Raw genomic sequence first — 25,504 nt, 5'->3', positions numbered from 1 at the left:
GATGCACTTAAAGGACGCTCGCATTTTTCTTATGGTTTAGGTAATGTTTTTTCTAATTCTTCTAGTGCTTGCTGAATAGAATTGATTTCCGATTGCAGTTGTTGTTGAATTGGAGCGGTTTCACTTTTCCATTGAGCAATACTTATTTTTAAATCATCGATAGTAGCAGGAACTACTTCTTTTGATTCCTTACTTAATAGACTAATGGAGTTTTTAAGACTTTGTATATGTGATTTAACATCGGATAATTTGTCTTTCATATCAATGGAAGTAGACTTTAAAGACGATCGAAGCTCACCACCAGATTGTGGAGTGGAGAGAAGCACTGTAGTAGCACCTACTATTACCCCAGTTGTAATTCCAAATAAGAAATGTGTTGTTTTCATTTTATTCACCCCTTGTTATATGTATTATTCCTTTCCTTGTCCTAATTAAAACATAATTTTCTATACAAAAAAAGCTTTCCTTCGAAAAGGAAAGCAAGTATTTTAAACAGTAATAGCTGTTTCGAATTTTGTTCTTTTTATTATCTTTCCTATTATTGGATAGATGATGAAGAATGCTACTGCATTAATAGCAATAGCTGGAAGAACTACTGCAACTAAAAGTCCCACGAAAGGTATATCTGCGCCAATTAAGAAAATCGCACTTGATAAGAAAACTGTACCAGAAACCAATGTACCAACACAAGTTAAGACAATAGCAACAGCTAATTTATTTGCAACTGTGTGTAGTAATACTACCAATCCGAAGAAAACGAATGCAGTGACAAATTTATCAATGATATTTGGAACAAATCCTCCAGGGAATGTAGAAAACAAGCCAGATATTACACCTGTAGAAATCCCAAGTAAAAATACATTTTTCACATTAGGAAATAACAAAATGCCGATAAACATCATTGTCAACATAAAGTCCGGTTTCATCCCACCATTAAATCCAGGGATTACAATATAAAGTACTGCACCGACACCTATCAACATGGACATTAAAACTAAATTTTTTGTATTCAATTCTCATCTCTCCTCAGCTTTTCTAAGCTATTTTTTGTAAGATTCCTCTAACGTATCCTCTTGATCGTTAGCAAGAAACTTATCTATGATTGTATGTCTTTTTTTATATAAAAGCAACTGCTAATTATTTAACTTTTCAAACAAATCTTTTGCTAGCGCTTGAATAGTTTCAGGTGTGAACATTTTCTCTTTTGTATTCCAAGTTGCACGGAAGCCATCTGTTTGATCGTATCGAGGAATGAAGTGTAAATGAAAATGAAAAACGCTTTGTCCGGCAGGAGCTCCATTATTATTTAATAGGTTCATGCCAACAGGTCCGAATGCTTCTTTTAATACTGAAGCAATTTTAGGAACAACTTTAAATAAATTACTCGCTTCCTCTTCCGATAAATCATATACATTTTCTTTATGATTTTTTGGAATAACGAGCGTATGTCCTTTTGTAAGGGGCATTATATCCATAAAGGCATATACATGCTCATCCTCATAAATTTTTGCACTTGGAATGGAACCATCAATTATTTTACAGAAAATACATTCACTCATGTAAAAACCTCCTATTCATTGTTACGAAAAGTTTAACATATAATAGGACAGGTTTGTTTAACCTTATTCAGCAATTTTTTGCTGAATAAGGTTAAGGTCTCCGGCGGATGTCACGGATTTAGTGAAGGAGTTCATCGAGCGAGCAAAGGCCTGCGTGATGCAGGCCAGTTAGCTGTTATCGCAAGGATGCGACGTTCTTAAGCTAATTTCCTTACTTGATCTGGACACAAATACGCCTAGGCGAAATTGATTGAAAGAAGATTTTTCCTACTAGATTTGGTAAACTATTAAGAAGAGATGAGGTGCAGAAATGACAGTATTAGAAGTAAATAATGTAACAGGTGGCTATACGAGAAAACCAGTATTGCATGATCTAACTTTTTCGATTGGTAAAGGTGAATTAGTTGGATTAATAGGATTGAATGGAGCAGGTAAGAGTACTACAATCAAGCATATTATCGGAACGATGAACGCGACACAAGGAGAAATTCGTTTAAATGGAAAAACGATGAAAGAAGACCCGGCAATCTATCGTTCTTCTTTTTCTTATATTCCAGAAACTCCTGTCTTATATGACGAATTAACGTTAATGGAACATCTGCAACTTACAGCAATGGCATACAACTTAGATTCGTCTGTATTTGAAGCACGAAAAGACTCTCTTTTAAAAGAGTTTCGAATGGAAAAGAGATTGAACTGGTTTCCATCTCATTTTTCTAAAGGAATGCGACAAAAAGTAATGATAATGTGTGCTTTTTTAGTTAATCCTTCCTTGTATATTATCGATGAGCCATTTGTTGGGTTAGATCCACTTGGTATTCAGTCGCTTCTCGATCAAATGAAAACGAGAAAAGAAGAAGGGGCATCTGTATTGATGTCGACTCATATTTTATCTACTGCAGAAAAATTTTGTGATCGAATTTTACTGTTACACAACGGAAAAATTAGGGCACAAGGAACAATGGATGATTTGCGCGCTATATTTCATATGCCATATGCGACATTAGATGACTTATATATTGAAATGACAAAGGAACAACAAGATGAAAAACTTGCGTGAGGTATGGAATATACGTTTTGTTTTTTATATAAATGAGTTGCAGAAATACTTAAAGTATATTATTTCTGGTCATATAGCAATTGTGCTTGTATTTGCTATAGGAGCAGGGGGATATGCATATAGTGAATGGCTAAAAACTGCATCATCTGATTTTCCGGCTTTCTTACTTGTTGCGTTCTTATTAAGTATATTTTTAATGATTAGTCCACCTGTAACATTAATGAAACATGCAGATGGGGTCTATTTTCTACCTTTAGAAATCAAGCTAAATGAATATTTTAAGCTTGCATTAAGGTGGACATACTTTTCTAGTGTCTTTGTATCGTTAGCAGTTTTTGTTGTTTCTATTCCATTACTTACTAAAATAGGTAGCATGTCAAAAAATGAGATTCTTATTCTATTTTTAGTTGTACTTGTGTTGAAAAGTTGGAATATGTTTGTGGAATTTAACTATCGTTGGGCTGCGAATGGGAAATATGTATGGATGGACCGTTTCGTACGTTTTCTTTTATTAATGGCAGCATTGTACTTCCTAATGAGTGGTTATTATTTTATAGCAATAGGGATAGCGATTATAGGATTGGTTTACCTTGTTGTTTGGCAAAAAAAGAAGAAAGAAGTGCCTTTTCCTTTTGATCATTTTATAGAAGTAGAACAGTCTCGTATGATGCGTTTTTATCGGTTTGCTAATTACTTCACTGATGTTCCACATATTAGAGGCAAGAAGAAAAGAAGGAAATGGCTAGATGCTTTTTATGCGTTTGCACCATATGCGCAAAAGAATGCTCAATTTTATTTAATACTACGGACGTTTATTCGAACGGATGATTATTTTTATTTATGGGTACGATTGACGTTTATTTCTTTACTTGGTGCAGTGTTTATTCCGTTTCCAATCGTTGCAATTATTTTTACGGCGGCACTAGCATTTGCATCGGTTATCCAGTTGAAACATGCGCTTCTATCTGGTCATGAATTCCGAATGGATTTGTTATTTCCAATCGACTCGGATGCTAGAAAGCTAGCTGTAAATAAATTACTTCGCATCATTCAATTTGTACAAGCATTATTTGTTTTACTTGGAATACTGATTCAAGGGGAATATACCCTTCTCAAGATGCTTGTACCAGTAGCGGTATATGTAGTATCCGAGCTTACACTTCGCATGAGTAAAAAATAAGAAAAAGGCTGTCAGCGTTTGACAGCCTTTTTCTTATTTAAGAATTAGAAAGTATATGCATTTCTACTAAGTAACTGTCCAGACTCCAGCGCTTTTCTTATTGTGTTTGGTATTTCATAGCTGCTGTACCTAATGTCTTCGCAGCAATTAGCATTGCGCGTTCATCAAAGTCAAACTTTGGACTGTGATGTGGGTAAACTTCTCCTTCTGGCATTGCACCTGTGAAGAAAAATGTTCCCGAAATTTTTTCCATGTAGTAGCCAAAATCTTCTCCAATCATATGAAGAATCGATTCTTCTACTTTCTCTACACCTGGGACTTCTTTTGCAACTTTCTCTAAAAATTCCGTTTCCGCTGGATGGTTAATGACAGGTGGATACCCTCTGTCGTAAGTGAGTGTATAGGTACAATCAGCAGTCATACAAGTTCCTTTTATTACTCGCTCTAGTTCTTGTTCCATCAAATCACGAACTTCCGGATTAAAAGTTCGTACCGTTCCTGAAAGTTTTGCAGAATCTGCAATGATATTAAAAGCATTTTCGGCTACAAATGATCCAACTGAAAGAACTGCGGCTTCGGTTGGATTGACTCTCCTTGAAACTAATTGTTGCAAGTTTACAACTAACTGAGAAGCGACTACGATTGCATCTTTTGATTGATGAGGATTAGCTCCGTGCCCACCGCTACCTTGAATGACTATTTCAAATCGATCAGCTGCCGCCATGATAGCACCCGATTTATATTCAATCGTGCCAAGAGGAGTTAACGACCATAAGTGAGTACCGAAAATAACGTCGACACCTTCTAAACACCCTGCATCAATCATTGGTCTTGCTCCACCAGGCGCATATTCTTCCGCATGTTGATGAATAAATACATATTCTCCTGATAATTGCTCTTTTAATTCATTTATCGTGCGTGCAAGAATAAGAAGTGCTGCGGTATGCCCATCATGTCCACATGCATGCATGACACCAGCTACTGTAGATTTATATTCTACATCTTTTTCATCTTGGATTGGTAGTGCATCAAAGTCTGCACGAAGCGCCACTGTTTTGCCAGGTAAAGCCCCTTTGATTCTTGCAACAACACCATTTCCACCAACGTTTGCTTGAAAAGGAATCGATAAATTTGTATAAAAGTCTTGAATATACTTCGCCGTTTTTGTTTCTTGAAATGAAACCTCTGGGTGCATATGTAAATAACGACGAATTGCAACCATATCTTCAAAAGAACTTTCCAGTTTTTCTACTAATTTCACTGCCATAAGTTTTCCCCTCCGCTAATTACTTTTAATTAAATTATAGCAGAAAAAAGAAGCCTTTTGAGTCAGGCTTCTTCTTTAGATCTATAAGTAGCAACATGAGGAGGGCTTGTGAAAATATGTTGTTTATCAGTGATGTGATCAAAATTCAATGAAATCGATTTTTTCCAAATGTCAAAACTACTAGGACCAGTCCACTCTGTTAAAATAATATACGTATCCATTTTTAATGGTTTTAGCACACGTAGTGCGATAAAACCTGGTTCATTTTCAACTGTACTGGTTAGTTTGGTATACTGAAATTCGAATATAGGGCGGCCTTCATCCGACACAGGAATATGTTGTAATACGAAAAAGCCTGTTCCAGAAAACTTACCGTGAGATTCAAGTATTTCATATTTTTGTGGTACTTGAAAAATAGACTTACCAGTCGTTTCATGAATTAGAATAGTGTTCCCAACACCATATAGAAGAAATAATTCTTCATTTGAATGTTTCTTTTTGATTGTTTCCATAAATTCAGGAGTTCCTGATGTCATATATATGTTCATTTAAATTCCTCCACTCATCGTTAATATTACTTTTCCCATTAAAGTCAATTTAAAAACCATTTCTTCAAAGAAAGACTGGAAATACAGGACAAATTTATGACAATTACACTATATACCTATACAATGAGAATAAGAACGTCTATAGTGAAAACGTATATTCGAACACAGAACAGTTATATAGAAGAAAGGCAGGAATAGATAATGACAACTTTTAACGATACATTACTACGTGCAGCTCGTGGAGAAGCTGTAGATCACACACCGGTATGGTACATGAGGCAAGCAGGTCGTTCGCAACCAGAGTATAGAAAAATTAAAGAGAAATACTCATTAGAACAAATTACGCATGAGCCGGAGCTTTGTGCATATGTAACACGTCTTCCAGTTGAAAATTATAATGTTGATGCGGCAATACTGTATAAAGATATCGTAACACCTTTACCGGGTATTGGGGTAGATGTAAAAATAAAAGCGGGTGTAGGCCCAGTCATTTCGAATCCAATTCGTACAGTACAAGATGTATATAATCTTGGCGATTTATCACCAGAAGATGACGTACCTTTTGTATTAGAAACGATTAAATTGCTGACAACAGAGCAATTAAACGTCCCATTAATCGGATTTGCGGGGGCACCATTTACACTTTCCAGCTATATGATTGAAGGCGGACCATCAAAAAGCTATAACAAAACAAAAGCTTTTATGGTATCAGAGCCTCAAGCATGGTTCGCGTTAATGGATAAACTTGCGGATATGATAATTGTTTATATTAAAGCACAGGTGAAAGCCGGAGCAAAAGCAATTCAAATTTTTGATTCATGGGTTGGAGCATTAAATGTAGCAGATTATCGTATTTTTGTTAAACCAGTAATGACGCGTATTTTCACGGAACTTCGTGAATTAGGTGTTCCACTTATTACGTTTGGTGTAGGTGCAAGTCATTTGGCAATGGAATGGAACGACCTACCAGTGGATGTAGTTGGACTGGATTGGCGTTTATCTATTGAAGAAGCCCGTGCAAAAGGTATTACGAAAACGCTTCAAGGAAATCTTGATCCATCCTATTTGATCGGAGACTGGGCTGAAATCGAGAAACGTGCAAAAGTAATCGTTGAACAAGGGGTAGTACAACCAGGACATATCTTTAATATTGGACATGGCGTATTCCCAGAAGTAAATCCAGATACATTAAAACGTTTAACTACGTTTGTGCATGAATATAGTAAAGAACTTATTGCTGCAAAATCAAACTAGAGGTGATAATGATGAGAAAAACAATGGGATTATTAGTAATGGCTTATGGAACTCCATATGAAGAAGCAGATATTGAACGCTACTACACACATATTCGTCATGGTCGTAAACCAAGTGATGAACAACTAGCAGACTTAACTGGTCGCTATCAAGCGATTGGAGGAATTTCTCCACTTGCAAAAATTACTGAAAACCAAGCAAAAGGTCTTTGTGATCGATTGAATGAAGTGCAGGATGAAATCGAGTTTAAATTATATATTGGCTTAAAACATATTGAACCTTTCTTAGAAGATGCAGTTGCAGCAATGCATAAAGACGGCATTACAGAAGCTGTTTCTATGGTATTAGCACCTCATTTCTCTACATTCTCTGTTAAATCATATAATGGACGAATTAAAGAAGAAGCGGAGAAACTAGGCAACTTAACGATTACTTCAGTAGAGAGTTGGTACAAGGAGCCTAAGTTCATCCAATATTGGACAGAAAAAGTACGCGATGCATTTGCAGCAATGACTGAAGCAGAGCGCGAGAAAGCTTGCTTAATCGTTTCCGCTCACTCACTTCCGGAAAAAATTAAAGAATTGGGAGATCCTTACCCAGACCAATTAAAAGAAACTGCAGATTTAATCGCTAAAGCAGCAGGCGTTAAAAATTATGCAGTAGGCTGGCAAAGTGCTGGACAAACTCCAGAGCCTTGGATTGGCCCGGATGTGCAAGATTTAACACGTGAATTATATGAAGAAAAAGGATTTACAACATTTGTTTATACTCCAGTTGGATTCGTAGCAGAACATTTAGAAGTACTGTATGATAACGACTATGAATGTAAAGTTGTCTGTGATGAAATTGGTGCAACCTACATTCGTCCAGCAATGCCAAATGATCAACCTCTCTTCGTCGATGCAATGGCAGACGTTGTGTTAAAACATATTCGTGCATAATCTAAATGGAAAAACCTCTAGCGTATCCCGCTAGAGGTTTTTAGCTTAAAGGAACTAGGAATCTCAGAAAATCCAGGGTATATCTCATAAAATCTCGGAGTATCTTAGAAAACCTCGGGCGGATCTCAGAAAATCCTTGGAGTATCTCATAAAACCTCGGAGTATCTCAAAAAATCCAGAGTGTATCTCATAAAACCTTCATATTCCTTCTATAAACGCTTTTCCTGGCATTATTTACGTTAATTAAATTGCATTTTTTTAGCATATAGTATGCTTCATGCGTCGAGGATAAATGGAAGAATTCTTTGCATTCGGTGGTAGTAATGGAATCTTTGACTAAGATAAAATAATCATTAATATTATGCATTATCGGGGTTCTGTCATTGGATTCACATTTTGTGCACTTCCATGTTTTGTTGGAAATCTTATATAAAATATTGCCGCATACATTGCATAAAAGGCCTTTGATAAGTGACTCCGGAGAAACTCTCCATCTGTCGCAAAGAGGTTTACGCTGAATTATATGTTGCATTGATTGAATTTTTCTAATCAGATCATGAAATTGTGAAGTGTCTATTCTATCTTCTTTTTTATTCAGGTGATGGATATATGAGGATAGATTTTTTCTAAAGAAAATAGGCTCGTCCATTGGAACATTTTCTAATATTACTCGGTTTGAAGAATAAACGATTGCCTTAAATATAGGCAGTGGAAAACGCATTTGTTCGAGAGATTGTACATGCCTATTGATTTGAGAGATTGGGCATTCGAATGGAGTCTTTACACCATCAAGGGTTCGTATAGTTTGTCCGCTATGCTTATGGAAAGTAATGGTTCCAACGATATTTTTTACTTCAATAACTAGCAGATATTTTTTAGTGACAATTAAAGTATCCATCTGAATGTAGAGGTGGTCATGAACCTTTAAATGGACATCTGGTAGAATACAATAGTGTGAAGGAAAGTTTATTTCTAACAAAGTGTTATCCACTAATTTTTCTCCAAAATAGCCTGCTTCTATTTGATGGAACTTTTTTTCTACCTCCTTTTTACTGGAATGGGATGGTTCTAGTCTCAAGAGTAATCGACTAAGGTCTATATAGGATTTGGGAAAATTACGTGAGATAATTGGTATCACCACATTTCCATTATTATATCAAGAGAGTTGATCTTATCCAAATCGAGATAATTTAATTTTGAATCGTTTTTTCCATTACAATCTTGTGGATTTCAAACTTTTTTCACATGTTTCGGATAGAATAGAAGAAAAGGAGGCGAGTTTTTGAGAAAAATATTAATCTTGGTATTTTTATGTGGAATTCTTGTAGGATGTTCAGTTACCTCATTTAATCCCATTAATTCGTCTACCGATTTTGTAGCCAGTTTAAACACGATAGAACCATCTATCGATTTTATTTCAAACAAACATAAAATAATTCAAACTTGGAAATTGGAAGCGGCTTACACTGGCTTTACCCTTGTTTCTAAAGACTACATTTTCTTGTACGGATATTCATTGAATGAAGCGGTACTTATCCAACTTTCTACCGGAAAAAAAGTAGCAACTTATTCTATTCATGAAGGATCATCCTTTGCATATGCGGTTGGAGATTCGATTTATGTGGCGAATGGAAAAGAAAATACATTGACTTTATTGGACTTAAAAGGAAAAGAAGTTGAAAAAGCAGAAGCAGGAAGATATCCTATGTCTATGATTGCAGATGAAAAGTACTTGTATGTTATAAACTTCAAAGATACTTTCTTATCAGTCTTCACTTTAAAAGATTTGCAACTAGTTACTACATGGGATATTCCAACTTCTTCTCATGGACTTTATATGAATGGCAATGAGCTTTGGATAGGTGGACATGGTGCGGGAAGTCAACCAAACAAAGTCATTCGAAAATACAATTTGCAGAGTGGACAATTGCAAGGGGAAATAGAAGCCTCGATGATGCCCATTGGTTTTGCACAAGCATCGAATGGACAAATTTATGTGGTTAGTCATGGTAGTAACTATGTGCGTGAGTTTACAAAAGAAGGCAATTTAATGTCTTCTATTAAAGTAGGAGCAAATCCTTTTTCCATTAATACCTTCGATGATACGGTAGTTGTTGCTGGGTATGATGATCATGACGTATATTTTTTACAAAATGGAAAGATAATTAATAAGGTTTCAGTTGGAAAAGGGCCATTTCAGCTAATTACGAGGGAGGCAAGTAAATGACAAACGTTTTAGTCGTAGATGATGAAAAAGATATGCGTAGACTAATCGAGATGCATTTGCGACAAGCTGGACTTCAAGTAATTCAGGCTGAAAATGGCGATGATGCAATTGAAATTGTCCAGAATAGAGTGATAAATCTTGTCCTTTTGGACGTCATGATGCCAGAAAAAGATGGTTTTACTGTTTGTAAAGAGATTCGTCAGTTTTCCGAAGTACCGATTATTTTCTTAACGGCGCTCGATGCTAAAAGTGATATAGTCAGAGGGCTTCAGCTTGGTGGGGATGACTATGTTGTAAAACCATTCACAGCCGTAGAGCTCACTGCAAGGATAAATGCTATTTTAAGAAGAACTGGATTTACAACAAATAATGCGACGATAACAAAAGGATTATTAGTAAATGAGATTATTGCTAGACAAGTAAAATTAGAAGATAAAAAGCTTGTGCTTACATTAAAGGAATATGAGCTTATCCGTCTTTTTATGGAAAATGAAGGAAAGGTGTTTTCGAGGGAGCAGCTACTTGAACTTCTTTGGGGTCTTACCTATGAAGGTGGCACTAGAACAGTCGATACCCATATTAAGACTTTGCGTTTGAAGCTCGGAGAAGTTGCTGGAAAATACATTGAAACTGTATGGGGCATAGGCTATCGTTTTGAGGTCAATCAATGAAAAAGTTATCCTTTAAAATTTGGATGCTCTTACTTGCCTTTATTACCATTACTATTGTTTTTTTAGTAATATTCTCTAACTTCCTTTATGAAGAACTTTATGTGCAGCATACCGAAACTTCTATGAAAGAAGTTGCGAAAAATATCCAACGTACATATAGTGGCGGGGTTGTCACAGATGATTTTATCAAACAAACGGAAGCATATAATCGATTTTCCAATATTGAAGTTTTTACCGTACGAAATCCGCGAGAACTAAGTGCATGCATTCCGTTTGATATCGACTATGATAGTTTAATCGGAGCAGATGAACGCGCGAAGTTAATAGCGGGGAATCCAGTTACAAAGCGTGGATTTGAGAGTCGCTTTGACAGAGAAGTTGTGTCGGTTATCTATCCTCTTGTGGATGAAAATCGATTAGAAGGAATCATTTATTTGTATGTACCATTAACGAAAATAACGGAACTAGCATCCAATGATATTTTCTTTTTAATAGGAATCGTCTCTTTATTATTAATCGCCATGGCGTTTATTAGTTTAAAAAGTTTACAAAGAGTGCTGACTCCTTTGGCGAAACTAAAAGAAGCAGCTATTTCAATGGCTAATGGAAACTATGATACGAGGGTTGAAGTAAAATCGCAGGATGAAGTGGGAGAGCTTGCACAAACGTTTAACCAAATGGCTGCTTCCATTCAAGAAGAGGATGAAAAAAAACAAGACTTCCTCTCTATTGTATCCCATGAATTAAGAACGCCCATTAGTTATATTAAAGGGTATGGAGAAGCATTTGAACAAAACTTAGTAAGTGAAGAGCAAAAAGAAGAGATTTATCACCTCATTGTGAGAGAAGCAAATCGCATGCAAAAGCTGACAAATGATTTGCTGACTGTTTCAAGAACTGAAGGTATAGAAAGTGTAGAGATTTCCCCACTCATCGTTGCGGAGTCCATTCGAGAAGTAATCCACCTTGAACGCTCCAATATACAAGGAAAGAAATTGAAATTTTCCATTGATGTGGATGAAGAACTTATATTAGCTGCAGATGAACAAATGACGAAGCGAATTCTGATTAATATAATGGAAAATGCTATTCGTTATTCGCCTGTAGGAGCGACTATTTTTATTGCAAATTCGAATAATACTATTACGATAAAGGATGAAGGATGCGGGATTGAGGCAGAGCATTTAACACACATTACAGAACGCTTTTATCGAGTAAATAAAGCGAGAAGCCGTTCAGACGGAGGAACTGGTTTAGGACTTTCAATCGCTTCGCAACTAATTTCGATGCAAAAAGGAAAACTAGCTTTTACAAGTGAAGTAGGAAAAGGAACGACAGTACACATTACATTACCTATTTGGGAGGATTCATTCATATGAAAAAAATATTAACCGTTTTAGCATTAACAACATTAACTTTAGCGGGTTGCGGTGGGAAAGAAGCAACAACGCATGACTCGCATTCACATAATGAAGGTACGCTTGAAGAAGTAGTAGTCAATATTCAAACGCCAGAAACATTGCCTGTTGGTCAAAAAGTTGCATTATCTGCAAAAGTGACACAAGGTGATAAAGCAGTAGACGATGCAGACCAAGTGGAATTCGAGGTGTGGGAGTCTGGAATGCGTGAGCACGGTACCATGTTAGAAGGTAAATTAATAAAAGACGGTGTATATGAAGCAAATTACACTTTTGATCATGATGGTGTTTATTATATGTTCGCTCACACAAACGCGCGCGGATTACATGTAATGCCAAAACAAGAACTAAAAGTCGGCAATCCTGATATGAGCAAAGTAATGTCAGACGAAAGTGATGATTCTATGGGTGATATGCATCACAAATAAATACTTGCACATAAAATAAAATAAGCGTATTATAATGACTAGATGACTGTAATGGTTTTCTGGTCATTTTTATTTTAGGAGATGAGCAATAGTGGACCGTAGACAGGAAATAATTCTAGCTGCTACAAAATCCTTTTCTCTATTTGGTTTCAAAGCAACTACCATGGACCAAATTGCTAAAATCGCGAATGTTGGAAAAGGTACTATTTATACTTTTTTTGAAAACAAAGATATCCTTTTTCAAGAAATTGTACTTCGAATGATAAATGAAATGAAAACGGAAGCGCAGAATGTCTTGAAAGAGGAAGCCTCGTTTCAAGACAATGCTCATCATGCACTAATGAAAATGTTAGAATTCCGTGAAACACACCAGCTATTTGCTAAAATTATTGCGGAAGAGAAGGAGTTGCGAACTCCTGCAGTACAGCATGTTTTGAAACAAATTGAACAAGAGATCGTTTCATTTATTCAAACGAAAATGGAAAAGGCAATTGTAAAAGGTGAAATTAGTAATGTGAATAGTGAACTTGTTGCGTATCTACTATTTAAAGCTTACTTAGCATTTGTGGTAGATTGGGATTTGACACATAAAGAACCTCTTTCTGAAGAGTGTATTACTAATTTGTTTCAGGACACTATTTTTCGTAGTCTCTTAACTTGAGACTTCTTTTTTTGAATCAAAATGACCAATTGAGTAATTTGGTCACACAGTATTAGGAGGGAAATAAATGATTAAATCAGAATGGAAGAGTATTTTTAAAGATAAAAAAATGCTAATTTCAATTATTGCAGTTTTATTTATTCCAGTTTTGTACGCAGTAGTGTATTTATGGGCTTTTTGGGACCCATATTCAAACTTAAATCATTTACCGGTAGCAATTGTCAATTCAGATAGGGGTGCTGAGTTAGATGGTAAACAACTTGTACTGGGGAAGGAATTGACAGACAAATTAGAGGAAAGCGACCAATTCGATTTTGTTTCAGTGAACAAAGAAGAAGCGGAAAAAGGTTTATTAAACCGAGACTATTATTTATTAATCGAAATACCGGAAAATTTTTCTCAGCATGCAACTACTTTATTGGATGATCACCCACAAAAAATGGTGATAACATATAAGCCAAATGAGGGGAACAACTTCCTTTCCTCCCAAATTGGAGCAACAGCGATGGAACGCATTCGTACTCAGGTGAATGAAGAAGTTACTACAACATATGCGGAGCAACTTTTCGATTCAATTACAAAAATGGGGAACGGTTTTTCAGATGCATCAGATGGTGCAGGAAAATTAAAAGATGGTGCATCTAAAGTTAATAATGGTGCAAGTGATTTGAAAGGATATTTAGAGCAATTGGCGAGCAGCACGATTGAGCTTCGTGAGGGAACAGGAAAAGTTGCAACAGGTATACAATCAGCAACAACTGGTTCGACTGAATTAAACGATGGTTTATCTAAACTATCTAATGGTTCTTCCCAATTAACAGAAGGTGCTAGCCAAACAGCAACAGGTGCTGAATCATTAAAAACTGGTATTTCATTGTATACAGCAAATGTAGCGAAATTGAATGAAAGCTATCAATTACTTAGTGAAAAAGACAAAGCGTTGATTGATTCATTAGCACAATTACAAACGAGTTCTTCTACATTAAAAGAAAGTGCAGAACAATTATCAAAAGGCTCTTCCCAAGTAACATCGGGTATTCAAGCACTATCAAAACAAATTGCAGAAATTAGCTCAACACTTCCAACAGAACAAGCCGCTGCCTTAACAGAAACATTGAAGCAACTGGAGACTGGAAGTTCAACTGTAACTGCAGGCTTAGAAAAGCTAACGGATGGAACAACTGCATTATCAAATGGTACAGCTCAAGTCCATAGCGGAGCAGCACAATTGAGTGCTGGATATGCACAAGCTAGCCAAGGCGTTGCAAAATTAAATGAATCATCAGCTGCATTAATAGAAGGTTCTACAAACTTAGCAACAGGCACAAATACGCTAACTGCAAAAATGAAAGAATTTAACACAGGAGTTAACCAAGCTTATGCAGGTTCAACTAGCTTAGTTAGTGGTTTAAATCAGTTGAAATCAGGTTCAACGCAATTACAACAAGGAACAGGAACATTGGCTGAAAAATCTGGAGAAATTGCAGATGGTTCAACGAAATTAGAAGACGGTACGAAAGCATTACTAGATGGAACAAATACATTGCAATCGAGTTTACAAGATGCAAGTAACGAAGCTGGAAAAGTAAGTGCGAATGATGGGACCTATGATATGGTAGCCTCTCCAGTAGATGTGAAGAAGGAAGAAATAAATGCCGTACCGAACTATGGAACAGGCTTAACTCCTTACTTCTTATCACTCGGTTTATTTGTTGGGGCATTAATAATTTCCGTTGTATTCCCATTAGTACAAACAGCTGTTAAGCCGACAGGTGGAGCAAAATGGTTTGCAAGTAAAACTGTGGTCCTTGCGGTTGTAGGTATTTTACAATCTTTAATTGTAGTAGCAATTGCATTATTTGTCCTAAAATTAGAAACACAAAGCGTTGGAATGCTCATCCTTACTGCGATTATTACAAGTTTTACGTACTTAGCTATCGTACAGCTCCTTGTTTCTATTTTAGATAATCCAGGTAGATTTGTCGCTATTCTAATATTAATTCTACAACTTTCAACAAGTGCTGGAACTTTCCCTTTAGAATTGATTCCACACCAATTACAAATTTTCAATAAGTTATTACCGATGGGGTATTCTATTCAAAGTTTCAGAGCGGCAATATCAACAGGAGATGTAAGCTATTACTGGTATAACAATAGTGTGCTAATAGGGTTCATGCTTGTTTGTTTGGCATTAACATTTGGATATTTCCTATTATTGTTCAAAAAACGTTATTCTAAGCAATCAGCAGAAGCTTAAATACGAAGAACGCCTATCTCATGTAAGGATGAGATAGGCGTTTTAGACTGTTGACAAACTCATTAAAAAAGAGTTTTTCTACAGTCATTTTTCTATAAAATAGAAAGTAAGAAAAATCGAGGTCGGAAAAAGACACTCGCTTTCGGCGGACGAACCATCGAGCCTCCTCCTTCGCTATGCTTCGTGCAGGGTCTCGCTAGTCCGTTCTTCCGCAGGAATCTCGCATCTTTTTCCTCTTTCTACTTATCAAGGATTATACTGCGATGATGTAAAATAACTACAGAATGAGAGGGGAAATGAATAAAAAATCAAAAGGTTAAAGAATTTTGACATTCACCAAACACTTTGACCTCAATCTAGTACGCCTATCTCATGAAAGGATGAGATAGGCATTTTTAATAAAGGCTATGTTAAAGGAAAAGATTGATTTATCGTAAAATGCATGGTGACACCTTTCCCGCATCTGATTAAATTAGTTTAACTAAAACTGGATATTTATATTAAAATAAGAATAAGTTTGTAAAGGTCTACACTTAAACTAAAGGTGCAGTTTAGTTGAAGACGGTACATTAGGATGAATATGGTAATATGGAAATAAACAATAACTCAAACGTCTTTTGTTCAGCTTCCACTATTGAACCAAGAACGTTACATTTTAGGGGGATTTTAAATGGAGAAAATCTTAGTGAAAACAGGGATATATTCATTGATTGTTACTTTCTTCTTATTAGCAGTCTTTATGAAAAGAGTAGAATGGACAACTGATTTTGAGGGGATGACTTCATCTGTTGTAACGCCTTATCCAGAGTTTTTCTTTCATATTTTTAGATATTCTATAATTACTACAATTATTGCAGTAATACTTGTATGGGCATATTTGCTGTCAGATAAGAAAAAAGAGTAACATACTCAACAGGTGTATTATTATTTTATAGACAATGTGAAGAAATGTACTTAAAGTAATGAGGTGCTTTACTTCAATAAGGAGTAGAGCCTTTTTTACTAACACAGCAGTTCAGTTGAATAAACAGGGTATTTTTGAGAAGTTGTCGAAGTAACTACTATCTGGATATTTTTTAAGCATATGGATGAGAATTGAATTATTTATTAAATTATAAAGCGGGAGGTGAATACTATGATAAAATCTGCAAAAGGTCAATTTATACTTTACATAATAACTGCCATTCTTTTTGTTATTGCTTCTTTTTCTTATATTGAGATTACCGAGAATAAAAATTCATTTTTTGGTTCGACGTTTTTTTACTTTTTAATGATAATAGCTGTTTTTAATGCAGGATTATATACTCAAAAATATATTCAATCCAAAAAAGACGACAATTAGTTAGCTAGAAAAAAATCCTTATTAAACTAAAGGAGTGCTTTACTTCAATAAGGAGTAAAGCCTTTTTTACTAACGGGGCAGGTTAGTTTGAGAAGGAAATTTAGAAAATAAGTAGAATAGTTATAGTTAAAATAAGAAATATGGTGAGGTTAGATATAATGCGTAAGACTGTTTCTATAATTCTTTTTCTTTTGTTGGTAGTATTGCTTTCGGCTTGTAATGGCAAAACCTCAACGTTTTTTGGGGAAAATGAAAATTGGATAGTAAAATTTAATATCAATAAGAATAATGGTTCAATTGAGGGAACTTTCATTGCAGAATATAAAGGCGGAAATTTAGAAGAACTTTTTAATAAGGAAGTTCTTTATGAGGTAGGTTTTAAAGAACCAACATCTGGAGGTGTTGGTTTTTTAAATGACGAAGGAGTATTAGAAGGTACAGCATTTAAAAAGAGTTGCTATTCAAATTGTGAAGGTCAGAACTTGTTTTTAAAGTAATAATAGATGGCAAAGAGGAGAATATAATGCTTAATAAAAAATAGGCATAAAATTGAGGGAACCTTTGATGCCATTTGTGCAGTGTTTTTCAATTAAGCTAACGGTGTGCTTTAGTAAAAAATCATGGGGTTGCCATAGGTAACTCTTTTTCCTTATTGAACTAACGCAGCAGTTTAGTTAGAAAATTTAATCGGTAAAATCAAATCAAAACAAGTGAAGAAAAATTGTGGAGGTTTTCAAGGATGTTTAAAAATGTCTGGAAAAGTCTTTTTATTATATACATATTATTAGTGCTTAATTTTATTGTGATTAAATTTAATGGGAATATACACCATGTTATCTATACCATACAAGATAATATGGAGCGTAGAGCTCGTGGAGAATCAGGTGCAAACTTAGTTCCTTTTAGAACAATTGAGACTTATATAAGTTATATGAGTTATGACATAGCTCTTAAAAATATACTAGGTAATATCATTCCTTTTATACCTATGGGATTCCTAATACCCGCGGCTTTTACTTCCCAAAGAAATATAATTAAAACGATGATTTCTTGTTTTTTGTTGATACTCTGCATAGAGATTATTCAATTAATTTCCTTTTTAGGTTATTTTGATATGGATGACATTATTCTAAACCTACTAAGTTGTTTTATAGGATTCATGCTATTTATAGCATACAAGAATGTTTTTAAGATAGTCTCTAAAAAGGAGATGAACCTCTTGTAGGAAGTTTGTCAAGGTAGCAAATTTGATTTTTATTCTTTTCACTCTTCAACTACCATGAAAATTAATTTCTTCAAGAAAAGAAAAATGACAATACTTAAGAAGAACCCTGCTTAATCGTAAAAAAAGAGGAGAGCGGATATTAATAAGTCTATTGATTTCGGTGGACTACTAGTATTGACTCCTCTAACCATTTTCATTCTCTATGGTGAAGCACTGGTTTTTGCGCTTCATGGATGGCTAACGGTTGCTTTACTTCAATAAGGAGTAGAGCCTTTTTTACTAACAAAGCAGGTCAGTGCAAGAAGAATATATGGCTTATCTAAAAAAATAATGGAGGATACATATGCAAAAGAATGCAATAGTTGTGTTTTTTTTATTGGTTATAATGATTCTCTCTGATTGTAATAATGTAGACGAAAATCAACTAAGAGAAAGTGTAGATACTTCAGCCAATCAATCTGAAAATAGAGAGGGTAAAGCTCGAATTCTAAAGGTTAGTACAGATTTAGAAGAGGAATATGGTTGGTTTATCATTCCAGAAGGTGTTAGTACAATGACTATTTCTGCGGAAGTAGAAAATGTTGAAACAATACTTTTTTGGATAACCCCAACAGGTACAGAACCTTGGGGTGAAAGAACGCTCATTGATTACGACATAGATGGAAGTGATGGATGGTCTCTTCAATGGGAATTCGGTGATAAGACATTCCACGATCATATTACTGTTCAAGCTTTGGGAAGTAATGGTGTCACACAAGCAAAAGAGTCATTCAATGTCCATTCTGTTGATGAGAATAATGGAGAATAAATTTGGTATGATATTTATTAGTTTTGTGAATCATTACACTTAAACTCCCATGAAAATTAAAAAACGCTCAAAATATATAAAATTGTATAACAAAATAGACTCAGAAAAAGTTTTTTTAAAAAAAGGCTGAGCCTTCTGAATGATTATATTGAGTTAATAGGTAAATCAAGAAACATCTCCATTCTTCCTAAAATAAAGGCAAGGCTGGTGCAACCAATCAAAAAGGATTAAACTCCCATAAGTGCTGCTCATATAGGATGCGATAGTCTTTGATGCACCGAGATCGTTGGAGTCAGACTAACGGATGGGCTCTATGGCACCATAGTGTATCGACCTTCTTCGCCAGCCATAGAAACAGTATAGACAGTGGTATCCATTTTCATGCTCTGTGGTGAAGCGCTGATTTTGCGCTTCATGGATGGCTAACGGGTGCTTTACTTCAAGAAGTTAGGAAAGACTTTTTCCTTATTGAACTAACGGGGCAGCATTCCTGTTTGAAAGATGTTCGGGGTCTTGCAGAAAAAAGAGACCTCTAGTATGATGCTGAGTGTCAACGACCATTGACCCATCATCTACAAGGAGGACTCCTAAATGCATTCTAAAATGAATAACAAAATTAATCAAGTAACTGAAAATACACTCGTCGTTGGTATAGACATAGCGAAGCACGTGCATTACGCCTGCTTTGTCGATGAACGAGGACGTGTGATAGAAAAAGCATTTTCTGTACATCAATCAAAAGAAGGATTCGAAAGCTTGTATGAAAAAATTAGACAAACGCTGCTGGAAACACAGAAAACGGAAGTCATCGTCGGCATTGAACCAACAGGTCACTACTGGATGAACTTAGCCTATTTTTTAGATCAATACGACATTCCACTTGTCATGGTAAATCCAATGCACGTCAAACGTTCGAAAGAACTTGATGATAATTTGCCGACTAAAAATGATAAAAAAGATGCATTAGTCATCGCGCGATTATTGAAAGATGGACGCTTTAGCTATCCGCGAATATTAAAAGAAGTAGAAGCTGAACTACGGATTGGTTCTACTCTTAGATCAAAGTTAACGGAGGATCTAGCAAGTATTAAAAATCGAATCATTCGTTGGCTCGATCGATATTTTCCTGAATTCACTCAAGTCTTTCCTTCTTTCGGAAAAATGGCACTTACTGCATTAGAAAGAACACCAATGCCACAGGACATTCAAGGGAAAACCGCGGAAGAACTTGTATTTCTCTACCGTCAGGTAGGGGGTATGAGAGCTCCACAACTACCAAAAGCTAAGCTACTCATTGAAAAGGCTTCAAACTCTATTGGACTGACAGAAGGACAAAAGATGGCCAAACATGAAATCGCCACACTCCTACGTCAGTTTCGCTTATTAGAAGCTGAAATCGAAGCAGTGAATGACCAATTAACTGAAATGGCAAAGACAACGATGGAATATGACCTACTCGCGTCAGTACCAGGTTTAGGTGATGCGACGATTGTTGATCTACTTTCCGAAGTAGGGAGCTTTTCACTTTACGAAAATCCACGCCAACTCATTAAACTAGCGGGACTAACATTACGTGAAAACTCTTCTGGTCAACATAAGGGTCAAAAACATATATCAAAACGTGGACGTAAGAGACTTAGACATATCCTTTTCAAAGTGATTGTTCCTTTGATTCGGCATAACCTAGCATTCAAACAACTTCATGAATACTACACCACAAGGAATCAGAATCCCTTACGGGGCAAGCAATCGATGGTAGTACTCTGTGGTAAATTACTAAAAATATTACATGGGATTTGTAAAAAGAAAGTGTATTTTAACGAGCAACTTATGATGAAAGATCTCTACTGTCTCGGAGAGGCAGCGTAAGCATTTCAATCAAAGAGCTATAACAAAAAGGATGATACGGAGAAGCCGGCAATATTACTAAACTTAGACTATGAGTCCCCGGGGCAGCTTAGCAGGCCTCTGCCTTATGAATAGACCGAACGAAGGAATGTAAGCGCGTTGACGCTAAGAGACATGGGAGGGTACGTCGTCATAAGCATCGCAGAGATCCATTGTGCATCGAAATAATGGAGAAAAAAGCTAATGATTTCCATTAGTTTTAGCGAAGCGTACGCTCAACTTGGTAATAAAATCTATAAATTCAAGACTCTGTTTATCAGAGAAGAGAAAAATATTTTTCTTTAATCACGAAGTGATGAAAACCGTTGATATCTCAATGTTTATAGAGGGAGTTTAGTTGAATAAGAGCCGTTGAGATTCTATGTAGCATTTGACATCTATTATCTTATTTATCTTTCTTAAACCCATAAATAAATAAAATTAAACTCATTATGAAAAATAAGGAAAAGAATATGGTGAAATATAAATTTGTGGTTGCTACTTCGGATACTTCTCCCGTCATTTGTCCAATACGCAATAATGCATAAATAAATCCTAATGATATTAAGAAAACAAAACCCAATACTTTGTATGAAAATAAATTCATGATATCACCACCTCTTTTGGTAAATTATAGTATATTGATTAGGTGTTATATAGACAATATTATGTCGCAGTTCGACCATAATGTGCAGTAGAAGAATAGGTCTTTATTCAACTAACGGGTGCTTTAGTTGAACAAGAAATGGTTTTGAATGTTTATATGGTTTAAGAGGGGGAACTTAGAATGAAAAATCTAATATATGGTTTTCTAGCTTCGGTTCCACTTTGGGTAACTCTTCCGTTTCTAGGTATAAAAACAACATTTTTTATACCAATTTTAATAGAATGGGCTACAAAATTCATTCTACCTTGGATATTATTGTATTGGATAATTAGATTAGTTAAAGGTTTAGAAAAAAACAAATAATATATTAGAGTACAGAGTGCGATTCTAAAACAAAGAAGTCGCTTTTTTTTATCCTACAATAAAGTTTGTGAAGTGTTGTACTTCAACTAACGGTTGCTTTTCTTGAATAAGGAATTGCAACTTCTTCCATTAAAGGGGTTAATGGAAGAAGGATTGCAGGAAATCATATGCAATAAATAGAAATACTTACTTAACAAACTATGTAAGGAGATAATACTTTGAACATTTTAACTTTGATTCTAAGTTATTTAATTGGCTCAATCTCATTTGCTTTAGTAATCGGTAAAATGTTTTATAAGAAAGATATTCGTGATTACGGTAGTGGTAATCTTGGTGCAACTAATGCTTATAGAGTTTTAGGCATAAAAGCAGGAGTAATTGTTGCAATTGCTGATATATTAAAAGGTACATTTGCTTGTTTACTTCCTCTAATACTTGGTTCTACAGTTAACCCTATTGTATGTGGTTTATTAGTCATATTAGGGCACATATTTTCTGTTTTTGCTAGTTTTAAAGGTGGAAAGGCTGTTGCGACAGCAACTGGAGTTTTCTTATTTTTGACTCCTTTAGGTGTTTTTGTTGGTTTTGTTGTGTTTGTGTTAACTTTGCTATTTACTAAGTATGTATCACTAAGTTCAATGTTGGCTAGTATAGCATTATTCATTTACAATCTTATATTTGAAGATAAAGTTATCATTGCGCTTTCTCTACTAATAAGCGTATCAATAATTATTCTACATCGACAAAATATTAAGAGAATTGTAAATGGAACAGAGAACAAAATAGTTGAAAATTAGTGTTTACTTGTTAAGCTAACGGGTGCTTTAGTTAAACAAGAACATCACATTGCATTAGCGAGAAATTGTATTTTGTTATGTATAAAAACTTTATTACTTGTTTTAGGTATATTATAGCATTATAAGATTCATGTAATATCAAAGTAAGATTCATATATTTTAAACAATACATAAACAACAGAATTAAGGAGAAATTTAATATGAGATTAGAGAGTGAAAGAATTTATTTGAGACGTCTTTGCCAGTTAGATGCACCTATTATATTAGAAAATACAATGGATGAAGAAATACGTTATTTGACTGGAACCAATTCTAATTTTTCACTGGAGCAAATTAAGACACATATAGATAAGATTAATAATGATTCAAGTCGCTATGATTTCGCTATTTGTTTAAAAGGCACTGACGAAATGATAGGAGAGCTATCGATTTTCGATATCGAGGAGGAGAACAAAAAAGCAGGTTTCAGAATATCGATGGCTTCCATTTCATTAACAGGAAAAGGATATGAAACTGAAGCTATAAAAATGGTTCTAAGTTTTGTTTTTGAACAACTCCAATTAAATCGTTTACAGTTAGAAGTATTTAGCCATAATTTACGTGGAATTAGAGCGTATGAAAAGGTTGGGTTTGTAAAAGAAGGAGTCTTACGTCAATCCTTATATTACAATGATGTATACTCAGATGAAATTATTATGGCAATACTTAAAAGTGATTATAAAAATATGCTATTGTAATAACCAATATTGTGAATGAATGTACTTAAACTAACGAGGCGCTTTACTTCAATAAGGAGTAGAGCTTTTTTTTACTAACGGGGTGTTTAGTTGAACAAGGAAATCTGATAAAATAAGGATTCATTTATAAAAAATCTAAGCTATATAACTGATTAGCAACCGGTCGTGATTATTATGATTATTGAAATTGACAGTTTTTTTCAACAAGTTCTACTTACTGGTAAAAAGTGTTCAAAACAGTGACTAGAGCAAAAGTACCTTAAAGCAAAAGAATTAGCATTAGAGACAAGTAATCTTCCAAATGTATTTTGCAGTCTTCACAATTTTGAACTAATACCTTATACCAACCATATTAAAGTTGATTTTGTAATTGATACTGATACAGATAGGATTTACTCACCCTCTTATTAAACTAACGAGGTGCTTTAGTTAAAGATCATGAGTTGCTTAGGCAGCTCTTTTTTCTTATTGAACTAACGCAGCAGCGCGACAAGTTTTGTTATAAGCACTAATGTGTGAAAAAACAAGGGATTTCTTCGGAAATCCTAACTTTATAACCGAGGATAGAAATGATAAAATCATGTATTTTGAAACTATCCCATTAAGATTCCTGCATGCGTCATAATGGACAGATTATGGGGTCTGAAGCTCAGGTAAAGTCGGCAGAACAAAGGCTGAAGCCACTCCTCAAGGAAAAGGTATGCCAATGGATATGCCGGATGGCTGAAAAACTAAATATGGTGAGAATTTTCTTGTGGAAAAGAACAGACGAACTTCCGGAGGTACAGGTCTAAAGTTAGAACATAAGGAAACTTGTGTACCATCCAACGATGGAGTGAGTGACGTAGAGTAAAAATTGCTTCTATGAAACACGTTATACCGAACAATGGCGGTATCCAGCTCACAGGCTTACAGGAAGCACCTAAGTTTAGAAAAAATATAGCTAGGTTGTAAGGGACTTGGAAAGTAAGGAACGTTGACTCAAGGGCTGTCGCCCGAAACGGTTGCTATAAGCCGTATGGCGAAATGCATTTGTCCTTATGAGGGTAGGGGTACGACCAGTGAAAGCTCTGTAATGGAGGTGGAGGAACAGCCCCAAGTCTAGCGATAAGTAATAATTATTTTTCAACTGTGCATTGCACCGGTCGGGTAAGAACGTGGGAACATCACTTCAAAAGGAATGATGCCACAGTGCAAGCTCTTCGATATTGGGATTATTACGGGATGACAGACACCTTTACAGACTTATATCAACGAGCCAAAAATAAAGAATCATTCCATCTGCTATACGACATCATCACGTCGAGGAACAATATTTTATTAGCGTATCGAATAATTAAGTCAAATAAAGGGTCGAAGACCCCTGGAACAGATGGTAAAACTATTGTAGACATAGAAAAACGTTTGGAGAACGAATTAGTAGAAGAAATACAAAGTAAGCTTAAAAATTATCGCCCAATGAAAGTTAGACGCAAACTAATAGAAAAAGATAACGGTAAGATACGACCATTGGGTATTCCATGCATTCTTGATAGAATCATACAACAATGCTTTAAACAAGTGTTAGAGCCGATTGCAGAGGCTCATTTTTATAATCATAGCTATGGATTTAGACCTTTACGGTCTACTCATCATGCGATGGCGAGAATTCAATTTCTAGTTAATCAGTCGAAACTCCATTACGTTGTAGATGTTGATATAAAAGGGTTCTTTGATAATATCAATCATACCTTGCTTATTAAACAGTTATGGAATTTAGGTATTCGGGATAAACAGGTTCTAGCCTGTATATCTAAAATGCTAAAAGCAGAAGTGGATGGAGAAGGTATTCCAACAAAAGGTTCTCCGCAAGGTGGCCTACTTTCACCGTTATTGTCTAACATTGTACTAAATGAATTGGACCAATGGATTGCGAATCAATGGGAACTATTCCCCCTCCATAAAAACTTAAAAACTAGAGAAGGTCAACTTCTTGCCAAAAAGCGAACTCACTTAAAAGAAGGCTACATAGTTAGATACGCTGATGACCGTGTGCCACGAAAGCAAACGAAGTTTGCTTAAAAAGTAAACTTTGTAAGCTATGCTGCACTTAAGATGAGAGAAGGCCTCTCGCAATCGCTATACAGGTAGAGATTGCAAACCGCCCTAAGGTGCTATAGTCAAAAGCTATGGTATTGAGCGTTAGGGGAAAAGGCAGAGCATGACTCTGTCAGGTATGTATTAAGGAGACGAAAATCATTGAACCGCTGATGAAGTATCGAAAGCGT

Annotated in this window: 27 protein-coding genes; 20 read left to right on the top strand and 7 right to left on the bottom strand. The window is 35.4% G+C overall.

All coding sequences use genetic code 11. The features are described from left to right. Positions 1-29 precede the first annotated feature (29 nt). The 3 genes from PB01_RS15320 to PB01_RS15310 all read right to left on the bottom strand — a co-directional run bounded on the left by PB01_RS15320 (position 30) and on the right by PB01_RS15310 (position 1,559). Complete coding sequence (locus PB01_RS15320; RefSeq protein ID WP_151701001.1) at positions 30-386, bottom strand: YtxH domain-containing protein; 357 nt, start codon at positions 384-386, stop codon at positions 30-32. A gap of 102 nt (positions 387-488) precedes the next feature. Next, complete coding sequence (locus PB01_RS15315; protein WP_151701000.1) at positions 489-1,013, bottom strand: tryptophan transporter; 525 nt, start codon at positions 1,011-1,013, stop codon at positions 489-491. 120 nt (positions 1,014-1,133) lie between these two features. After that, positions 1,134-1,559, bottom strand: a complete 426-nt coding sequence (locus PB01_RS15310) for an HIT family protein (protein WP_151700999.1) — start codon at positions 1,557-1,559, stop codon at positions 1,134-1,136. Positions 1,560-1,869: 310 nt separating this feature from the next. Here PB01_RS15310 and PB01_RS15305 point away from each other — a divergent pair, with 310 nt between their 5' ends. Both PB01_RS15305 and PB01_RS15300 read left to right on the top strand, forming a co-directional pair. Next, the gene (locus PB01_RS15305; protein ID WP_151700998.1) at positions 1,870-2,619 is read left to right on the top strand and encodes an ABC transporter ATP-binding protein; all 750 of its coding nucleotides are present in this window, start codon (positions 1,870-1,872) and stop codon (positions 2,617-2,619) included. Further along, positions 2,603-3,799, top strand: coding sequence for an ABC transporter permease (locus PB01_RS15300; RefSeq protein ID WP_151700997.1), 1,197 nt, complete (start codon positions 2,603-2,605; stop codon positions 3,797-3,799). Before PB01_RS15305 ends, PB01_RS15300 begins: the two co-directional genes overlap by 17 nt. A gap of 97 nt (positions 3,800-3,896) precedes the next feature. On the opposite strand, the gene PB01_RS15295 is transcribed toward PB01_RS15300, so the two are convergent. Both PB01_RS15295 and PB01_RS15290 read right to left on the bottom strand, forming a co-directional pair. Beyond that, complete coding sequence (locus PB01_RS15295; protein ID WP_151700996.1) at positions 3,897-5,066, bottom strand: M20 metallopeptidase family protein; 1,170 nt, start codon at positions 5,064-5,066, stop codon at positions 3,897-3,899. Between the two features lie 62 nt (positions 5,067-5,128). Next, positions 5,129-5,614 (bottom strand): antibiotic biosynthesis monooxygenase family protein, encoded by a 486-nt coding sequence (locus PB01_RS15290; protein WP_151700995.1) that lies wholly within the window; start codon positions 5,612-5,614, stop codon positions 5,129-5,131. Between the two features lie 201 nt (positions 5,615-5,815). Here PB01_RS15290 and hemE point away from each other — a divergent pair, with 201 nt between their 5' ends. Beyond that, a complete protein-coding gene (gene hemE / locus PB01_RS15285) occupies positions 5,816-6,868 on the top strand; it encodes a uroporphyrinogen decarboxylase (RefSeq protein ID WP_151700994.1) in 1,053 nt (350 codons plus the stop codon). Positions 6,869-6,876: 8 nt separating this feature from the next. After that, positions 6,877-7,809 (top strand): ferrochelatase, encoded by a 933-nt coding sequence (gene hemH, locus PB01_RS15280; protein WP_151700993.1) that lies wholly within the window; start codon positions 6,877-6,879, stop codon positions 7,807-7,809. A 187-nt stretch (positions 7,810-7,996) separates the two neighbouring features. On the opposite strand, the gene PB01_RS15275 is transcribed toward hemH, so the two are convergent. Further along, on the bottom strand, positions 7,997-8,947 hold the full coding sequence (locus PB01_RS15275) for a nuclease-related domain-containing protein (RefSeq protein ID WP_225986058.1): 951 nt from the start codon (positions 8,945-8,947) through the stop codon (positions 7,997-7,999). A 144-nt stretch (positions 8,948-9,091) separates the two neighbouring features. Here PB01_RS15275 and PB01_RS15270 point away from each other — a divergent pair, with 144 nt between their 5' ends. The 12 genes from PB01_RS15270 to PB01_RS15215 all read left to right on the top strand — a co-directional run bounded on the left by PB01_RS15270 (position 9,092) and on the right by PB01_RS15215 (position 20,715). Next, positions 9,092-10,036 (top strand): YncE family protein, encoded by a 945-nt coding sequence (locus PB01_RS15270; protein ID WP_151700991.1) that lies wholly within the window; start codon positions 9,092-9,094, stop codon positions 10,034-10,036. Then, positions 10,033-10,707, top strand: coding sequence for a response regulator transcription factor (locus tag PB01_RS15265; protein ID WP_151700990.1), 675 nt, complete (start codon positions 10,033-10,035; stop codon positions 10,705-10,707). Before PB01_RS15270 ends, PB01_RS15265 begins: the two co-directional genes overlap by 4 nt. Then, the gene (locus tag PB01_RS15260; RefSeq protein WP_151700989.1) at positions 10,704-12,086 is read left to right on the top strand and encodes a sensor histidine kinase; all 1,383 of its coding nucleotides are present in this window, start codon (positions 10,704-10,706) and stop codon (positions 12,084-12,086) included. The genes PB01_RS15265 and PB01_RS15260 overlap by 4 nt, the downstream gene beginning before the upstream one ends. After that, entirely contained in the window at positions 12,083-12,553 is a 471-nt protein-coding gene (locus PB01_RS15255; RefSeq protein ID WP_151700988.1) for a FixH family protein, read from the top strand. The genes PB01_RS15260 and PB01_RS15255 overlap by 4 nt, the downstream gene beginning before the upstream one ends. 91 nt (positions 12,554-12,644) lie before the next feature. After that, a complete protein-coding gene (locus PB01_RS15250) occupies positions 12,645-13,214 on the top strand; it encodes a TetR/AcrR family transcriptional regulator (RefSeq protein ID WP_151700987.1) in 570 nt (189 codons plus the stop codon). A gap of 67 nt (positions 13,215-13,281) precedes the next feature. Continuing rightward, positions 13,282-15,471 (top strand): YhgE/Pip domain-containing protein, encoded by a 2,190-nt coding sequence (locus PB01_RS15245; protein WP_151700986.1) that lies wholly within the window; start codon positions 13,282-13,284, stop codon positions 15,469-15,471. 670 nt (positions 15,472-16,141) lie between these two features. Continuing rightward, positions 16,142-16,375 (top strand): hypothetical protein, encoded by a 234-nt coding sequence (locus tag PB01_RS15240; RefSeq protein ID WP_151700985.1) that lies wholly within the window; start codon positions 16,142-16,144, stop codon positions 16,373-16,375. Between the two features lie 231 nt (positions 16,376-16,606). After that, positions 16,607-16,813: a hypothetical protein gene (locus tag PB01_RS15235; RefSeq protein ID WP_151700984.1), complete on the top strand. Its 207-nt coding sequence runs from the start codon at positions 16,607-16,609 to the stop codon at positions 16,811-16,813. Positions 16,814-16,971: 158 nt separating this feature from the next. Then, positions 16,972-17,310 carry a hypothetical protein gene (locus PB01_RS15230; protein WP_151700983.1) on the top strand — a complete coding sequence of 113 codons (339 nt, stop codon included), beginning with the start codon at positions 16,972-16,974 and terminating at the stop codon, positions 17,308-17,310. A 242-nt stretch (positions 17,311-17,552) separates the two neighbouring features. Beyond that, positions 17,553-18,038, top strand: coding sequence for a VanZ family protein (locus tag PB01_RS15225; protein WP_151700982.1), 486 nt, complete (start codon positions 17,553-17,555; stop codon positions 18,036-18,038). A 343-nt stretch (positions 18,039-18,381) separates the two neighbouring features. Continuing rightward, complete coding sequence (locus tag PB01_RS15220; RefSeq protein ID WP_151700981.1) at positions 18,382-18,846, top strand: hypothetical protein; 465 nt, start codon at positions 18,382-18,384, stop codon at positions 18,844-18,846. A 591-nt stretch (positions 18,847-19,437) separates the two neighbouring features. Beyond that, complete coding sequence (locus tag PB01_RS15215) at positions 19,438-20,715, top strand: IS110 family RNA-guided transposase (protein WP_151699916.1); 1,278 nt, start codon at positions 19,438-19,440, stop codon at positions 20,713-20,715. A gap of 424 nt (positions 20,716-21,139) precedes the next feature. Here PB01_RS15215 and PB01_RS15210 read toward each other — a convergent pair whose 3' ends face one another. Continuing rightward, positions 21,140-21,340, bottom strand: coding sequence for a hypothetical protein (locus tag PB01_RS15210; RefSeq protein ID WP_151700980.1), 201 nt, complete (start codon positions 21,338-21,340; stop codon positions 21,140-21,142). Between the two features lie 180 nt (positions 21,341-21,520). Between PB01_RS15210 and PB01_RS15205 the strand changes: the two genes are divergently transcribed. The 4 genes from PB01_RS15205 to PB01_RS15185 all read left to right on the top strand — a co-directional run bounded on the left by PB01_RS15205 (position 21,521) and on the right by PB01_RS15185 (position 25,298). Then, positions 21,521-21,703 carry a hypothetical protein gene (locus PB01_RS15205; protein WP_151700979.1) on the top strand — a complete coding sequence of 61 codons (183 nt, stop codon included), beginning with the start codon at positions 21,521-21,523 and terminating at the stop codon, positions 21,701-21,703. A gap of 218 nt (positions 21,704-21,921) precedes the next feature. Continuing rightward, positions 21,922-22,500: a glycerol-3-phosphate 1-O-acyltransferase PlsY gene (gene plsY, locus PB01_RS15200; RefSeq protein ID WP_151700978.1), complete on the top strand. Its 579-nt coding sequence runs from the start codon at positions 21,922-21,924 to the stop codon at positions 22,498-22,500. Between the two features lie 200 nt (positions 22,501-22,700). Further along, positions 22,701-23,237 carry a GNAT family N-acetyltransferase gene (locus tag PB01_RS15195; RefSeq protein ID WP_151700977.1) on the top strand — a complete coding sequence of 179 codons (537 nt, stop codon included), beginning with the start codon at positions 22,701-22,703 and terminating at the stop codon, positions 23,235-23,237. Between the two features lie 1,224 nt (positions 23,238-24,461). Next, entirely contained in the window at positions 24,462-25,298 is an 837-nt protein-coding gene (locus tag PB01_RS15185; RefSeq protein ID WP_404815086.1) for a reverse transcriptase domain-containing protein, read from the top strand. The last annotated feature ends 206 nt before the right edge of the window (positions 25,299-25,504 follow it).

This window comes from Psychrobacillus glaciei (assembly GCF_008973485.1).
GTDB lineage: Bacteria > Bacillota > Bacilli > Bacillales_A > Planococcaceae > Psychrobacillus > Psychrobacillus glaciei.
Note: the sequence above shows the minus strand (reverse complement) of the source record. Positions and strands in the feature narration are given on the sequence as shown.

Bases quoted from the DNA above. Each gene is read 5' to 3' on its own strand.
- PB01_RS15320 (WP_151701001.1), bottom strand. From the start codon at position 386: ATGAAAACAACACATTTCTTATTTGGAATTACAACTGGGGTAATAGTA.
- PB01_RS15310 (WP_151700999.1), bottom strand. From the start codon at position 1,559: ATGAGTGAATGTATTTTCTGTAAAATAATTGATGGTTCCATTCCAAGT.
- PB01_RS15305 (WP_151700998.1), top strand. From the start codon at position 1,870: ATGACAGTATTAGAAGTAAATAATGTAACAGGTGGCTATACGAGAAAA.
- PB01_RS15300 (WP_151700997.1), top strand. From the start codon at position 2,603: ATGAAAAACTTGCGTGAGGTATGGAATATACGTTTTGTTTTTTATATA.
- PB01_RS15295 (WP_151700996.1), bottom strand. From the start codon at position 5,066: ATGGCAGTGAAATTAGTAGAAAAACTGGAAAGTTCTTTTGAAGATATG.
- PB01_RS15290 (WP_151700995.1), bottom strand. From the start codon at position 5,614: ATGAACATATATATGACATCAGGAACTCCTGAATTTATGGAAACAATC.
- hemE (WP_151700994.1), top strand. From the start codon at position 5,816: ATGACAACTTTTAACGATACATTACTACGTGCAGCTCGTGGAGAAGCT.
- hemH (WP_151700993.1), top strand. From the start codon at position 6,877: ATGATGAGAAAAACAATGGGATTATTAGTAATGGCTTATGGAACTCCA.
- PB01_RS15265 (WP_151700990.1), top strand. From the start codon at position 10,033: ATGACAAACGTTTTAGTCGTAGATGATGAAAAAGATATGCGTAGACTA.
- PB01_RS15260 (WP_151700989.1), top strand. From the start codon at position 10,704: ATGAAAAAGTTATCCTTTAAAATTTGGATGCTCTTACTTGCCTTTATT.
- PB01_RS15255 (WP_151700988.1), top strand. From the start codon at position 12,083: ATGAAAAAAATATTAACCGTTTTAGCATTAACAACATTAACTTTAGCG.
- PB01_RS15245 (WP_151700986.1), top strand. From the start codon at position 13,282: ATGATTAAATCAGAATGGAAGAGTATTTTTAAAGATAAAAAAATGCTA.
- PB01_RS15240 (WP_151700985.1), top strand. From the start codon at position 16,142: ATGGAGAAAATCTTAGTGAAAACAGGGATATATTCATTGATTGTTACT.
- PB01_RS15235 (WP_151700984.1), top strand. From the start codon at position 16,607: ATGATAAAATCTGCAAAAGGTCAATTTATACTTTACATAATAACTGCC.
- PB01_RS15230 (WP_151700983.1), top strand. From the start codon at position 16,972: ATGCGTAAGACTGTTTCTATAATTCTTTTTCTTTTGTTGGTAGTATTG.
- PB01_RS15225 (WP_151700982.1), top strand. From the start codon at position 17,553: ATGTTTAAAAATGTCTGGAAAAGTCTTTTTATTATATACATATTATTA.
- PB01_RS15220 (WP_151700981.1), top strand. From the start codon at position 18,382: ATGCAAAAGAATGCAATAGTTGTGTTTTTTTTATTGGTTATAATGATT.
- PB01_RS15215 (WP_151699916.1), top strand. From the start codon at position 19,438: ATGCATTCTAAAATGAATAACAAAATTAATCAAGTAACTGAAAATACA.
- PB01_RS15210 (WP_151700980.1), bottom strand. From the start codon at position 21,340: ATGAATTTATTTTCATACAAAGTATTGGGTTTTGTTTTCTTAATATCA.
- PB01_RS15205 (WP_151700979.1), top strand. From the start codon at position 21,521: ATGAAAAATCTAATATATGGTTTTCTAGCTTCGGTTCCACTTTGGGTA.
- PB01_RS15195 (WP_151700977.1), top strand. From the start codon at position 22,701: ATGAGATTAGAGAGTGAAAGAATTTATTTGAGACGTCTTTGCCAGTTA.
- PB01_RS15185 (WP_404815086.1), top strand. From the start codon at position 24,462: ATGACAGACACCTTTACAGACTTATATCAACGAGCCAAAAATAAAGAA.